This window comes from Streptococcus mitis ATCC 6249, from assembly GCF_000146585.1.
GTDB classification, from domain to species: Bacteria; Bacillota; Bacilli; order Lactobacillales; family Streptococcaceae; genus Streptococcus; species Streptococcus mitis_AZ.
On the sequence record NZ_GL397179.1, the window covers coordinates 1346536 to 1360394 of the forward strand.

Genomic DNA, 13859 nt, shown 5'->3' on the forward strand with positions numbered 1-13859 from the left:
ATTTTATCACAAAAAAGCCAGAAATTCCTGAAATTTCTGGCTTTTATACAGATAAAATACTATTTCAACAATTCTGAAACAGGTTCAAAGACAATTTTTTCAATGTCCGAAAGGTAAATGGACAATTGTTGCTGTTTGGCAAAGAAATCTGACAAAAGAGCGTTCTCTTGGATTTGTTTGCTGAAAGACTGCATCTTTTCTTGGAAAGAGGCGTCTGGCATTTGTCCCGTTTGCGCCATGACTTGGATTTCTTGCTGGAAGGCAAGGTAATCAGCAAAAATCTTGCTAGCTTGTTCATCTGCTTGGATGGCATCTTTGGCTGCCTTGACAGCCTTGTATTCTGGTAATTCGCGTAGACCTCGACTGAGTTCATTTGCACTATCATAAATATTTGACATGATTTTCTCCTTATTTGATGACGACTGTGTAGTCCGTATTTTCTGAAATTAAGCGCTCAGCTCGTTCCAGATCCTGAGCATTTTTAAAGGAAATTTGGAGAATCCCGTGAACATCCTCACGGTTTTCCTCATTGATGTGGATATTAACCAAAGAAGTCCCACGTAGCAATTCCAAAATCCGCAAGATAACATCTTCTTCATCGGGAACATCGACATAGAGGTCATAAGAACTGTCCACGCCTCCACGTTTATGGATTTCCATGGCCTGACGTTGCTCACGCGCTTGGTTGAAAAAGTTCCAAATCTGCTCTTCTTCCCCCTTGCTAATAGCCTGACCAATCTCATCTAAGCGGTTCTTGAAATCCTCAATCCTCTCTAGGATGGTCTCGCGATTGGACAAGAGAATGGAAGTCCACATACCTGGTTCACTCTCTGCAATCCGGGTCATATCTCGAAAACCACCCGCCGCAAAGCGCCTTGTCATCTCATGTTCTTGAGCATAAACAGCTGTTTGCTCCATGAGACCTGATGCCAAGATATGGGGAAAATGGCTAATCTGTGAAGTTACACGATCGTGCTCCTTGGCATCAATCTCGATAAAACGAGCATGGAGACCAGAAAATAGGTCCTTCATTTCCTCAAGCGTGTTTGAACTAGTCAAACTAGATGGAGTAAAGATATAGTAGGCATTTTCAAAGAGATTAACATCGGCAGAGGCAGCTCCTGTCTTGTGGCTACCAGCCATGGGATGGGCACCGACAAAACGAATTGACTTGCCAGCCAAGTATTCCTCAGCAACTTCCACAATGGCAGCCTTGGTCGAGCCAGCATCTGAAATAATGACGCCTTCTTTCAAGTTCAAACCTGCCAACTCCTGAATAAAAGCAATGGTCTGCTTGATCGGCAAGGTCAGAATGATGACATCTGCCAGAGGAGCAAAACTGGCAAAATCATCCGTTGCTCGGTCAATTATCCCCCGCTCCAAGGCAATATCTCTCGAAGCCTGACTGCGATTGTAACCTAGAATTTCGTAATCGGGATGATCGCGCTTGATACCAAGCGCCATCGAGGCACCAATCAAACCGAGACCTGCGATATAGATGGTTTTTGCCATAGAGACTCCTTAATAGTTCTTTGTATACTCACGGTGTTTGGCTACCGCTTCTTTTAATTCCTCTAGGTTGTCCGATGAAAATTTTTCAAGAATTTCCTGCGCCAGAACTGTTGCCACAACAGCCTCCATGACAACACCTGCTGCTGGAAGAGCCGTCGGATCACTTCTCTCCACGGTTGCCTTGTAAGGTTCGTGAGTCTCGATGTCCACACTCATCAATGGTTTATAGAGAGTGGGAATGGGTTTCATAACACCTCGAACAACAATGGGTTGCCCATTGGTCATGCCACCTTCAAACCCACCTAGATTATTGGTACGACGAGTATATCCGTCTTCTTTAGACCAGAGAATTTCATCCATGACTTGGCTACCTTTCCGGTAACCTGCTTCAAAACCAAGACCAAATTCCACCCCTTTAAAAGCATTAATAGAAACCACTGCTTGGGCCAATCGCGCATCCAATTTTCTGTCCCATTGAACATAAGATCCAAGGCCAACTGGAACACCTCCGACGACTGTCTCCACAACCCCACCGATGGTATCACCGTCACGTTTGATTTGGTCAATATAGTCCTTGATTTCCTGTTCTCTTTCTTGGTTGACAATAGAAACTTCAGACTGGGCAGCTCTTTGCTTAATCTCAGCGACTGTCAGATTTTCAGGTACATCGATTTCCTTACCACCAAAGACCACAACGTGATTGGCAATCTCCATATCTAGCTCAGCTAAAAGACGTTTGGCCACTGCCCCAACTGCCACCCGCATGGTGGTTTCACGGGCGGATGAGCGCTCCAAGGAATTACGCAAATCATCAAAACGGTACTTGATACCCCCAACCAAATCGGCATGACCTGGTCGAGGATGAGTGATTTTCCGTTTGCTTTTAAGGCGGTCTTCAATGTCCTCAGCAGACATGATATCCAGCCATTTTTGGTGGTCTTTATTGACGACATCCATGGTAATAGGAGCCCCAGTCGTCTTCCCATGGCGGACACCCGAAGTAAAGACAACCTGATCACTCTCAATCTTCATACGACCACCACGTCCGTATCCGCCCTGACGACGTTTCAAATCCTCATTGATGTCCTCTGCTGTCAAAGGAAGTCCAGCAGGAATTCCTTCAATGATAGCTGTCAGACGGGGTCCGTGTGATTCTCCCGCAGTTAAATATCTCATAGGTTCTCCTTATTTTACCAAGTAGTCTTTCATCTCTTCTAAGGAAACAGGGTGAATGCTCGCCGAACCAAGCTCTGGCACCAAGACCAATTTCAAGGTGTTTCCACGCGCTTTTTTATCATGAGTCAAAGCTTGATAAAGTTTGTCAACATCCCAGTTTTCATAGTCAACAGGGAGTCCAAATTTCTGGCACATCTCTCTAATGGACTGGGTTATTCCTTCTGGCATAAGACCTTTTTCCTCAGCAACCTTGGAAATCTGCACCATCCCCATGGCCACGGCCTCACCATGCATGACTTTGCCATAACCGGCCGTTGCTTCAATGGCATGGCCAATGGTGTGGCCAAAATTGAGGTAAAGGCGAACACCGTTATCCAACTCATCCTCAACCACCATCTTGCGCTTTACCTGACAAGAATGTTCAATCAAAGTCTCTGCATGTTCCAGAATGCTCTCAACAGAACCATCCAGCTCCGTTAAGAGAGCCCATAGTTCTGAATCCTCAATCAAGCCATACTTGATAACCTCACCCATCCCCTCAATCAGATCTCTTTTCCCGAGTGTTTCAAGGACCAGCGGGTCAATCAGAACCCCATCTGGTTGAGCAAAAGTTCCCACCATATTTTTAGCAAAAGGAGTATTGACACCTGTCTTTCCACCGATAGAAGAATCCACCTGAGCTGTCAAACTAGTCGGAATCTGAACAAAGTGAATCCCCCGCATATAGGTAGAGGCCACAAAGCCAGCCAAGTCCCCAACGACACCACCACCGAGGGCCACAATCCCATCGCTACGAGTCAAACCTTGCTTGACTAGAAATTCATAGACTTTCTGAACAGTGGTTAAATTTTTTCTTTCTTCCCCTTCTAAGAAATCAAAAACAACTACCTGAAAACCAGCATCTTCTAGGCTGAGTTTAACCTTCTCTGCATAGAGAGAAGCTACATGGTTGTCGGTTACGATAAGCACTTTTTGAGGTTGCCAGAGTTCTCGCAACCATTGACCTGCTTGCGATAGACAACCTTTTTCAATCTGAATATCATAAGGATGATGCGGAATATCGATTCTGATTTTCATAGTAGGGTCTCCTTTTCACTATTTATATTTTTCTATTAAGGACTGCCAAATCTCTTCTGTCGGCATTTCTTTACCTGTCCACAGTTGAAAAGCTTCAGCAGCTTGATAGAGCAACATCCCCAGGCCATTGACGGCTGGATTGTCCTGACTTCTAGCCCATTTCAAAAATGGCGTCTCAAAGGGTTGGTAAATAATATCTGCCACCAAGAGAGTTTCTGGTAAGACTATGCTTTCAGGAACTGGGGATGATTTGCCATCCATCCCTACACTGGTCGCATTGACGAGAAGGTCCGACTCGGCAATCCTTGATTGCAGGTCAGAAAGATCTTCTAAAGCATACAAGTCCACTTTAAATCCTGTCTGCACCTGCAACTTGTCTAGATAAGGTCTTGTTTTTTCCATGGAAACTGAACGCACAAAGACTGAAATTTGACTGGCGCCATCCAAAATGGCTTGTGCCAATATTGATTTGGCCGCACCACCTGCTCCCAGAATAGTCATTTTCTTATCTGAGATTGTAAAAGAAGGCAAGCTCTTAAAAAATCCCTTGCCATCTGTATTATATCCAATTAACGTTCCGTCTTGATTAACAACTGTGTTGACTGCCCCAATCAAACGAGCTTCATCACTCAACTCATCCAGATAAGGAATCACCTGCTCCTTGTAAGGCATAGACAGGTTGATGCCAAACATCTGGTAACGTCGAATATTAGCAACTGTTTCTGCCAAATCACCCGCTTCAATCTCCCAAGCTACATAGGCACCATTGGTATCTGTCGCCTCAAAGGCCCTATTGTGAATGAAGGGTGAAATAGAGTGTTTGATGGGATTGGCAACAACTGCAGCTAAACGTGTATAGCCATCAAGCTTCATCCAAAATCTCCCTGATTTTCTTCATGTTTGATAGCGAAATCTGACCTGGGGCACTCGCTTCATCCAGACTAGCAAATGACCAACTTGAACCCGTCACATCTGAAGTGATACGGGATACCTTGCCCATTTTCCCCATGGAAATGGTCACGTACTCTTGCTCAGGGTTGAGTGTTTTAAATCCTCGAGTGTAATTCATCAGATCTAAAACATCCTGCTCCGTATGGGCCATAACTGATACCTTGACCACTTTCGGAGAGAGACTGGTCAACTCAGACAAAATTTCCATCATGTTTTCAGGTGTTTCCTGGAAATTATGATAGCTCAAAACAAGATTTGGAAAATCCAACATTTCCTCAAAAACATCCTTGTAGCTGAAATACTCAAAATCTACATAATCCGGCTGATAGAGCTGAGTAACTTCCTTGATGATTTGAACATACTCCTCAGAAGACAGTTCGATTTCTCCTCCCTCAGTGCGAGTCCGAAGGGTAAAGACAAGTTCGCGTCCTGCAAATTTCTCAAAGATAGCGGGTGCTACCTGTAAAATAGCGTCCTTTGTAAGAAAGTCCGCACGCCACTCAATGATATCGGCATCTTCATACCTAGTTGCATCCAGTTCTTGCGCTTCTTCTAAACTTCTTGGCATTACTGAAACGATTAATTTCATCTACTAACCTTCATACTAATCACCTTGAGGTAATTACTGCTTTCATCTTTTTTATTATAGGCAAAGTCTGCTGGAAGTCCGTATTGGTTCAAGACCTGATACCTTCTTCCTGCAAAACCTTTATCAATTTGTTCTGTAAATTTCTGGCGGGAAACATTGGCAGCATTGGTACTGGCAATGATAATCCCTCCCGGATTTAAAATCTCTAGACTCTGGGAAATCAACTTGTGATAGTCCTTAGCTACAGAGAATGTTTGTTTTTTATTGCGGGCAAAGCTTGGCGGATCAAGAACAATCACATCATAGGTCAAGCCTTTTCGCTTGGCATACTTGAAGTACTCAAAGACATCCATAACGATAAAACGATGATTGTCCGTGCTGAGTCCATTTGCCTGAAAATGAGCTTCTGACAGCTCTCTAGACCGTTTGGCCAAGTCGACAGAAGTTGTCTCACTCGCACCTCCCATAGCTGCAGCAACTGAAAAGGCCGCCGTATAGGAAAACATATTGAGCAAGGATTTGCCCATGGCTAGACCGTCAACCAGACTCCCACGAACCTCATGTTGGTCCAGGAAAATCCCTGTCATCAAACCATCATTCATAAAAACTTGATAGAGCACGCCATTCTCAAGAACAGTAAAATCATCTGGCGCTTCCTCACCATAAACATAGGCAGACTCGTAGTCTAGACCTTTAAAACGAATCTTTTCATAAGCACCCAAGACCTCAGGAAAAACTTCCTTAAAAGCCTTTACTATGAGCTCACGAATCTGGTAAACAAAGGAGTTGTACCAAGAAAAAACAGCATAATCTCCATAGAGATCAATAGTCAGACCCCCAAAACCATCCCCCTCTTGGTTAAAAAGGCGAAAAGCAGTGGTCAAGTCATCCTGATAATAAGGCTTTCTAGCTTCCTTGGCCTTACGAAACAGGATTTCAAAAAAGGCTTGATTGAAACCAACCTTTTCCTTGCTGACCAACCAGCCAATGCCCTTGTTCTGCTGAGAAAGATAGGCACTCCCTAAAAACTTCCCGTCTTGACTAAGAACTTCTACTGCCTGATCCGTCAGTTCAATATCTGTTAAATCACTTGCCTCCAAAAGAACTAGACCCTTAGCTAGCTTTTTTTCAACACGTCTGCTGACCCTAATTCTATTCATAGCTACTATTATAGCAAATTTTGTGACAATTCTCAAAAAAGAAACCGTTTAACCATTTGTACTTTAGTTTACTGAGTGTCATTTTTGTTCAAATAAGTTTATTCCATTTACTTTTTCACCAAAACATTCTTTCCCTTATAATGGAAAGAGAGATTCTATTCGCTAAAAATAGACAAAAACAGAAATGAGTATAGAATCTTGCGCAAACGTTTGCCTAGTTCTAAACTTTATGGTAGAATAAAACACAACATTGATAAGCAAGAGGAAAAACAATGCAAAATCAGACACTTATGCAATACTTTGAATGGTATTTGCCTCACGACGGCCAACACTGGACGCGACTGACAAATGATGCAGAGCACCTAGCAAACCTTGGTATCAGCCATGTCTGGATGCCACCTGCCTTCAAGGCAACCAACGAAAAAGATGTCGGCTATGGTGTTTACGATCTTTTTGACCTAGGAGAATTTCAGCAAAAAGGGACTGTCCGTACCAAGTATGGGTTTAAAGAAGATTATCTTCAAGCCATTCAAACCCTAAAGGCACAGGGAATTCAACCTATGGCCGATGTGGTGCTCAATCACAAGGCTGCTGCCGATCATATGGAAGCCTTTCAGGTTATTGAAGTGGACCCTGAGGACCGTACCGTTCAACTAAGCGAGCCCTTTACTATCAACGGCTGGACTCACTTCACCTTCGATGGTCGCCAAGATACCTACAATGACTTCCACTGGCACTGGTACCACTTCACAGGTACGGACTACGATGCCAAGCGACGTAAGTCTGGCATTTACCTGATCCAGGGAGACAATAAAGGCTGGGCAAATGAGGAATTGGTCGATAACGAAAACGGTAACTACGACTACCTCATGTATGCTGACCTAGACTTTAAGCATCCTGAAGTCATCCAAAACATCTATGACTGGGCTGACTGGTTCATGGAAACGACTGGTGTTGCTGGTTTCCGCTTGGATGCCGTTAAGCACATCGACTCCTTCTTTATGGGCAATTTCATCCGTGATATGAAGGAAAAATACGGTCAAGATTTCTATGTTTTTGGTGAATTTTGGAATCCAGACAAGGAAGCCAATCTAGACTATCTCGAGAAAACAGAAGAACGCTTTGATCTTGTCGATGTTCGTCTCCACCAGAACCTCTTTGAAGCCAGTCAAGCTGGAGCAAGTTACGACCTTCGTAACATTTTCACAGATAGCTTGGTTGAACTCAAGCCTGACAAAGCAGTCACTTTCGTTGACAACCATGATACCCAACGAGGACAAGCCCTTGAGTCTACTGTTGAAGAATGGTTCAAGCCAGCAGCCTATGCCCTCATTCTATTACGCCAAGATGGTCTTCCATGTGTCTTTTACGGAGACTATTACGGCATTTCAGGGCAATTTGCTCAACAAGATTTCAGAGAAGTTCTTGATCGTCTCCTAGCCATCCGAAAAGACAGGGCATATGGGGAGCAAACAGACTACTTTGACGATGCCAACTGTATCGGTTGGGTTCGTTCAGGTGCTGAACATCAATCTCCAATCGCTGTCCTCATCTCAAATGACCAAGAAAACAGCAAATCTATGTTTGTCGGGCAAGAATGGGCTGACCAAACCTTTGTTGACCTCCTTGAAAATCATCCAGCACAAGTTACAATCAACGCTGAAGGTTATGGAGAATTTCCAGTAGCAGCGGGTTCAGTCAGTGTTTGGGCAACAAAATAAACCTATCAGTTACAAGTCAAATCCAAGCGGATTTGGCTTTTTAAGTAGGCAAAAAGACCTACCCAAATGGATAGATCTTTATTGTCTTACAATTTACCTGCTACTGCATCCAAGAGTTCTTGAATTTTCGCTTGGTTGCTTCCTCCTGCCATAGCCATGTCTGGTTTACCACCACCACGTCCATCGACGATTGGAGCCAATTCTTTAACCAAGTTTCCTGCGTGTACATCTTTAGTCTTGCTTGCTACGAGGACATTGACCTTGTAACCAATAGCGGCAACTAGGACAAGCACATCAGAGTAGTCTTTTTGTTTCCAGTTATCCGCAAAGGTACGAAGGGCACTTGCATCTGATACAGAAACTTGGCTTGCAATGTAACGGTGTCCGTTGACTTCCTTCACATCCTTAAAGACATCACCTGCCGCTGCAGCTGCTGCTTTTTCCTTCAATTCTGCATTTTCTTTTTGCAATTGACGGAGTTGCTCTTGAAGGCCTTCAACCTTGTGAGGTACTTCCTTGAGTTGAGGTGCTTTAAGAGTTGATGCAACAGCTTTAAGAGCGTCTTCTTGTTCACGGTAGGCTTCAAAGGCTTCTTTACCAGTCACTGCCAAGATACGACGAGTTCCTGAACCAATCCCTTCTTCTTTGACAATCTTGAAGAGGCCAATTTCAGAAGTGTTGCCAACGTGGGTACCACCACAAAGCTCAATAGAGTAGTCACCGATGGTCACAACGCGGACTTCTTTACCATATTTCTCACCAAAGAGGGCCATAGCTCCCATTTCTTTAGCCGTGTCAATATCTGTCTCAACAGTTTCCACTGCGATGGCTTCCCAAATCTTCTCATTGACTTGCTGTTCAATGGCGCGCAACTCTTCAGGAGTCACAGCTTGGAAGTGAGTAAAGTCAAAGCGAAGAAATTCTACTTCGTTCAGAGATCCTGCTTGTGTCGCATGGTGGCCAAGGATATTGTGAAGAGCCGCATGGAGCAAGTGAGTCGCAGTGTGGTTTTTCATAACACGATGACGACGGTTGGTATCGATAGCCAAGGTGTATTCTTGGTTCAAAGCAAGTGGTGCAAGAACTTCAACAGTATGAAGAGCTTGTCCGTTTGGTGCTTTTTGCACATCCGTCACATTCGCTACGACATTTCCTTTAGCATCCAAGATTTGACCGTGGTCAGCTACTTGTCCACCCATTTCAGCGTAGAATGGTGTTTCCGCAAAGATGAGAGAGGCAGTTCCTTCAGAAACAGCTTCTACTTCTGCATTATCCGCTACGATAGCCACCAACTTAGAAGGCAATTGACTAGCATTGTAGTTGAAGACACTTTCCACTGTAATGTTTTGGAGGGTTTCATTTTGCATACCCATTGAGCCACCCTTGACAGCTGAAGCACGCGCACGTTCTTGCTGCTCTTTCATGGCTGCTTCAAAACCTTCACGGTCGACTGTCATACCAGCTTCTTCAGCGATTTCTTCTGTCAATTCAACTGGGAATCCGTAAGTGTCGTAGAGTTTGAAGACATCTTGCCCCGCGATAACGTTTTGACCTTTCGCTTTTAAATCAGCTACAATGGTTTCTGCAAAGTGTTGACCTGAGTGAAGGGTACGGGCAAATGACTCTTCTTCGCTCTTCACAATTTTTTCAATAAAGTCACGTTTTTCGAGCACTTCTGGGTAGTAGCTTTCCATGATTTTTCCAACAGTTGGAACGAGTTTGTAAAGGAAAGGCTCGTTGATTCCCAATTTTTGACCGTGCATAGAAGCACGACGGAGCAAACGACGAAGGACATAACCTCGACCTTCATTTCCTGGAAGAGCACCATCACCAATGGCAAATGAAAGTGAACGGATGTGGTCTGCAATAACCTTGAAGCTCATGTTGTCGCCATCTTGGTCGTAGACCTTACCAGACAATTTCTCAACTTCGCGAATGATCGGCATGAAGAGGTCTGTTTCAAAGTTTGTCTTAGCCCCTTGGATAACTGCCACCAAACGCTCCAAACCAGCGCCCGTATCAATGTTCTTGTGTGGCAATTCCTTGTACTCGCTACGAGGAACAGCAGGGTCAGCGTTAAATTGTGACAAGACGATGTTCCAGATTTCGATATAACGATCGTTTTCGATATCTTCTGCAAGCAGGCGAATACCGATATTTTCTGGGTCAAAGGCTTCTCCACGGTCAAAGAAGATTTCTGTATCTGGTCCAGAAGGTCCCGCACCAATTTCCCAGAAGTTATCTTCGATTGGAATCAAGTGGCTTGGGTCCACTCCTACTTCAATCCAGCGGTTGTAAGAATCCTTATCTTCAGGATAGTAGGTCATATAAAGTTTTTCAGCTGGGAAATCAAACCATTCAGGACTTGTCAAGAGCTCATAAGCCCAAGTGATGGCTTCATCACGGAAATAATCACCGATAGAAAAGTTCCCCAACATTTCAAACATGGTATGGTGACGCGCAGTCTTCCCTACGTTTTCAATATCGTTAGTACGGATAGCTTTTTGCGCATTAGTAATCCGTGGGTTTTCAGGGATAATGGTTCCGTCAAAATATTTCTTAAGAGTTGCTACCCCAGAGTTGATCCACAAAAGAGTTGGGTCGTTTACTGGAACCAAGCTGACTGATGGTTCTACAGAGTGACCTTTGCTTGCCCAGAAATCTAGCCACATTTGGCGAACTTGAGCACTAGATAGTTGTTTCATAATATCTCCTTATTACTTGTTTAATTTGATTGGCTTTCCAGCATCTCCACATAGTCAATCGCGACACAGAGGGAAATGACCAGGTCTGCATAAGAGTCTTCATAGACAGTTACGGTGTAAGTTGAGGTCAAATGGAAAATCTCTTTCCGAATCTCGGCAATCACTTGGTCACGATCATCCAACAATTTGAAATTCAAATCCCAGATATTGCCCTCGATACGAAGCCCCAGATTATCAAACTCATACTTATCTCGAAAGAAGGTCAACTTCTTACGAATGACGAAATTGGAACCGTTTCGTAGCTGAATAGTAAAGCGAGGAAGCAAGGTGAAAAATTCTTTACTGATTTCACTGACCTGCTCACCATAGGCGTCATAGATGGTAAAGGTCTTAGGAATTTGGAAGAAAGATCCCTCCACTTGATAGTTCACTACTCCTCTGTCATCCTTGATATCAAAACGTTCGCCCCCAAGACGAAACTTTTGTTTCACGAGAAATGTCTTCATAAACACCTCCAAAAATCAAAAGACAAGCTCACATCACGAAGGGCGAAAAACCGCGGTACCACCTTCATTCAATGAACTTGTCATTCTCTTATTCTTATGCAATTGTCTGATTGAGTAGCATGACTTCCTAGCTTAGATGGCTCGCAGCACCGCCAATTCTCTGGACTAAGACGACAGAAAATCAATTCTCAACTCTAGTATTATATCGTTTTTGGAGGAGTTCGTCAAGGTTGATGACAACGAATCATAAACTTCTGCATTAACCTCTTAATTTATCTAGATCTACTTTGTGATGTTTGAGTATTTTTGGGCTTATAAATTGAAATTTTAATTCGTGTACGTTTCAAATCAACTTTCTCTCCAGCTTTTGGAGTTTGAGATACTACTGTTCCTTCAGCAGTACCCTCAGGAGCACTGGAAACTTCTACTACTTCAATATTAGCTTCTTTTATACCTACAATGTTAGTTAAATTATTTTTTGTAAACTCTAAACTTGAACCTGCATAATTTGGCATTGTAGCACTAGTTCGCTCTTTTGCAACAGTAAAAGTAATATCTGATGAATCATTCAAATCATATAAAGTCCCCTCTAACAAACTCTGACGTAAAATTGTACCAGGAGAATATTCATCACTTTCCTCTTCTTCAACTTTTATATGATCCTCAGTAATTTTTTTACTCTTCAATTCATCTATAGCAGCCGAGACTTTTCGACCAATGTAGTTTCCAATATATACTTTTGATACCTGTGAACTAGAAGAGGCAGAACTTGTAGATGAAGTTTGTTTATCTTTAGATTTATTTCCACCAAGAGAAGCTTGCTTTGTAGAACTTGTGGAGGTTGCTGAATTAGATGATTGAGTTGATTGCTTAGTACTGTTATGAGATGATTTAGACCTGCTCATACCTATGAAAAAAGTTCCAATTATCACTAATAAAAGTAAGCTTATAGCTATTCCGAAAAACCACTTTATTCTACTTATTTTCTGTCTACGACGCTCTAATAATTCATTCTGTTCTATTTCTTGCTGTTGTTTTAATTGAAATTGCTCTGTAGCTAATCGTTGTCTTTCTGCTTCTCTTTCTTTCTCCAACAAATACTCATTCCAGTCAGCTTCTGCTTCTGCTAAGAGTATCTGAATTCTCCCTCTCTCATCTTCAGTTTCAGCTTTGGCCCAAAGTTTTTTTAAATCAAATATATTATCTTTATATTGTTGTTCTATACGTAATTCTAACTCTCGTTGATGTCGAGATTCCTCGTCCCATTGTCTCTGACGTTCTAGTTCATTTCTCTCTTTTAATGTTTCTTGTTGTTCTCGAGCAAGACGATTTTGTTCATCTAGTGCTGCCTGTTGTTTTTGGTTAGAAAATTGCTGTTCCCATCTCTGTTGTTCCAACAAGTTATTCTGTCTTTTTAGCTCTTGATTCAATTCTTCTTCTCGACGAGCTTTTTCCCAATCATTCAGATTATTCATATTCCCTCCTAGTTCGCATTATAACCATGTTCCCTAGATTTTAAAACTTCTTTCCACCAGGATTCACGTTTTAAAACAAACTTATCATCTATTTTACCGTTATAGTTTTCCAATACAGAGTATTGAAAATTTTCTTTAACGTAATTCAACCCTTGTTTTTCAACCAAAATCCTAAGTTCTTTATTGCCACCATGTCCATTATCCACATAGGATTGCCAACGTTGTAAAAGCATACCATAGTTTGAAGTTGCTGAGCCTACATATAATTTACCATTCTGCTTATCCGTAATAAGATAAACAGCTTTTTGATTTTCTAAAGCAGTTATCCAATCTTTTTTTCTCAAACGTAAAATAAATTCTAATTCTTTGTAAGATAAAGAAATATTATCATATCCTGGAAATTCTTCTCCTCCAAATGAATCTGATAACAATTGCTCTATCACAAGTTTTTCCTTACAAGTTGTATACTTTAGAACTGAACCTCTAGATTCTTTTCTGTACCGAATAATTAGACGACCAAAAAGGGCTGAATATTCCTTTAGTTCAATTCCTTCATAATTTTGTCCTCCAGTAACAAAAAGTTCCTTACTCACTTCTTTTATAGTAGTTAATAACCATTTGTTATTATCAATCTTAATGAAATTTATGACAATATCTCCAACATTGAAATATCGCTTTTTTGTTCTCCAAAATAAGTTGTAGTTATTAATTATTTCTTCGTCTCTCAAATAGGTCTGAATTGGATTTTCGCCCGTCCAATTATTAAATTTTACCTTGAATTTCCATTGATTTTGTTCACTTATATTCAAAATATCGTTTAACTTTAAATCCATAATAAAATTTAACACCTCATTATATTTAATTAAATTTGTATTTCTCATATGTTATTATACAAAAAAGCATAGTTAGGGTCAAACTTTTATAAGTTGTTTTTAATTATAGTTACCAACACAAAAACGAACCAGCTTAACTGATTCGTTTCATGTC

The 13859-nt window shown here is 42.0% G+C and carries 12 protein-coding genes; 1 reads left to right on the forward strand and 11 read right to left on the reverse strand.

Annotated elements, in window-relative coordinates; all coding sequences use genetic code 11:
* Positions 1-59 precede the first annotated feature (59 nt).
* The 7 genes from HMPREF8571_RS08315 to HMPREF8571_RS08345 are packed head-to-tail and all read right to left on the reverse strand — an operon-like array spanning position 60 to position 6465.
* Complete coding sequence (locus tag HMPREF8571_RS08315) at positions 60-398, reverse strand: YlbF/YmcA family competence regulator (protein ID WP_000065973.1); 339 nt, start codon at positions 396-398, stop codon at positions 60-62.
* 10 nt (positions 399-408) lie between these two features.
* Positions 409-1512: a prephenate dehydrogenase gene (locus tag HMPREF8571_RS08320; RefSeq protein ID WP_001140464.1), complete on the reverse strand. Its 1104-nt coding sequence runs from the start codon at positions 1510-1512 to the stop codon at positions 409-411.
* Positions 1513-1521: 9 nt separating this feature from the next.
* Positions 1522-2688 (reverse strand): chorismate synthase, encoded by a 1167-nt coding sequence (gene aroC, locus HMPREF8571_RS08325; protein WP_001269856.1) that lies wholly within the window; start codon positions 2686-2688, stop codon positions 1522-1524.
* Between the two features lie 9 nt (positions 2689-2697).
* Complete coding sequence (gene aroB, locus HMPREF8571_RS08330) at positions 2698-3765, reverse strand: 3-dehydroquinate synthase (protein WP_000702152.1); 1068 nt, start codon at positions 3763-3765, stop codon at positions 2698-2700.
* A gap of 18 nt (positions 3766-3783) precedes the next feature.
* Complete coding sequence (locus HMPREF8571_RS08335) at positions 3784-4638, reverse strand: shikimate dehydrogenase (protein WP_000762499.1); 855 nt, start codon at positions 4636-4638, stop codon at positions 3784-3786.
* Positions 4628-5305 carry a type I 3-dehydroquinate dehydratase gene (gene aroD / locus HMPREF8571_RS08340; protein ID WP_000767781.1) on the reverse strand — a complete coding sequence of 226 codons (678 nt, stop codon included), beginning with the start codon at positions 5303-5305 and terminating at the stop codon, positions 4628-4630. Before aroD ends, HMPREF8571_RS08335 begins: the two co-directional genes overlap by 11 nt.
* Positions 5302-6465 carry a class I SAM-dependent rRNA methyltransferase gene (locus HMPREF8571_RS08345; protein WP_001079991.1) on the reverse strand — a complete coding sequence of 388 codons (1164 nt, stop codon included), beginning with the start codon at positions 6463-6465 and terminating at the stop codon, positions 5302-5304. The genes aroD and HMPREF8571_RS08345 overlap by 4 nt, the downstream gene beginning before the upstream one ends.
* A 272-nt stretch (positions 6466-6737) precedes the next feature.
* Here HMPREF8571_RS08345 and HMPREF8571_RS08350 point away from each other — a divergent pair, with 272 nt between their 5' ends.
* Entirely contained in the window at positions 6738-8186 is a 1449-nt protein-coding gene (locus tag HMPREF8571_RS08350; protein ID WP_001181089.1) for an alpha-amylase, read from the forward strand.
* An 86-nt stretch (positions 8187-8272) separates the two neighbouring features.
* Here HMPREF8571_RS08350 and alaS read toward each other — a convergent pair whose 3' ends face one another.
* From alaS to HMPREF8571_RS08370, 4 genes are all read right to left on the reverse strand, one after another.
* Positions 8273-10891 carry an alanine--tRNA ligase gene (gene alaS, locus HMPREF8571_RS08355; RefSeq protein WP_000811714.1) on the reverse strand — a complete coding sequence of 873 codons (2619 nt, stop codon included), beginning with the start codon at positions 10889-10891 and terminating at the stop codon, positions 8273-8275.
* Between the two features lie 20 nt (positions 10892-10911).
* Positions 10912-11397 (reverse strand): LURP-one-related/scramblase family protein, encoded by a 486-nt coding sequence (locus HMPREF8571_RS08360; RefSeq protein ID WP_000847084.1) that lies wholly within the window; start codon positions 11395-11397, stop codon positions 10912-10914.
* A gap of 272 nt (positions 11398-11669) precedes the next feature.
* Complete coding sequence (locus HMPREF8571_RS11570) at positions 11670-12872, reverse strand: PASTA domain-containing protein (RefSeq protein WP_004240272.1); 1203 nt, start codon at positions 12870-12872, stop codon at positions 11670-11672.
* A gap of 8 nt (positions 12873-12880) precedes the next feature.
* Positions 12881-13753 carry a GIY-YIG nuclease family protein gene (locus HMPREF8571_RS08370; RefSeq protein ID WP_004240275.1) on the reverse strand — a complete coding sequence of 291 codons (873 nt, stop codon included), beginning with the start codon at positions 13751-13753 and terminating at the stop codon, positions 12881-12883.
* Positions 13754-13859 lie beyond the last annotated feature (106 nt).

What these genes read in the sequence shown, in the direction of transcription:
- HMPREF8571_RS08315 (WP_000065973.1), bottom strand. Translation starts at nt 398, where the DNA reads ATGTCAAATATTTATGATAGTGCAAATGAACTCAGTCGAGGTCTACGC.
- HMPREF8571_RS08320 (WP_001140464.1), bottom strand. Translation starts at nt 1,512, where the DNA reads ATGGCAAAAACCATCTATATCGCAGGTCTCGGTTTGATTGGTGCCTCG.
- aroC (WP_001269856.1), bottom strand. Translation starts at nt 2,688, where the DNA reads ATGAGATATTTAACTGCGGGAGAATCACACGGACCCCGTCTGACAGCT.
- aroB (WP_000702152.1), bottom strand. Translation starts at nt 3,765, where the DNA reads ATGAAAATCAGAATCGATATTCCGCATCATCCTTATGATATTCAGATT.
- HMPREF8571_RS08335 (WP_000762499.1), bottom strand. Translation starts at nt 4,638, where the DNA reads ATGAAGCTTGATGGCTATACACGTTTAGCTGCAGTTGTTGCCAATCCC.
- aroD (WP_000767781.1), bottom strand. Translation starts at nt 5,305, where the DNA reads ATGAAATTAATCGTTTCAGTAATGCCAAGAAGTTTAGAAGAAGCGCAA.
- HMPREF8571_RS08345 (WP_001079991.1), bottom strand. Translation starts at nt 6,465, where the DNA reads ATGAATAGAATTAGGGTCAGCAGACGTGTTGAAAAAAAGCTAGCTAAG.
- HMPREF8571_RS08350 (WP_001181089.1), top strand. Translation starts at nt 6,738, where the DNA reads ATGCAAAATCAGACACTTATGCAATACTTTGAATGGTATTTGCCTCAC.
- alaS (WP_000811714.1), bottom strand. Translation starts at nt 10,891, where the DNA reads ATGAAACAACTATCTAGTGCTCAAGTTCGCCAAATGTGGCTAGATTTC.
- HMPREF8571_RS08360 (WP_000847084.1), bottom strand. Translation starts at nt 11,397, where the DNA reads ATGAAGACATTTCTCGTGAAACAAAAGTTTCGTCTTGGGGGCGAACGT.
- HMPREF8571_RS11570 (WP_004240272.1), bottom strand. Translation starts at nt 12,872, where the DNA reads ATGAATAATCTGAATGATTGGGAAAAAGCTCGTCGAGAAGAAGAATTG.
- HMPREF8571_RS08370 (WP_004240275.1), bottom strand. Translation starts at nt 13,753, where the DNA reads ATGAGAAATACAAATTTAATTAAATATAATGAGGTGTTAAATTTTATT.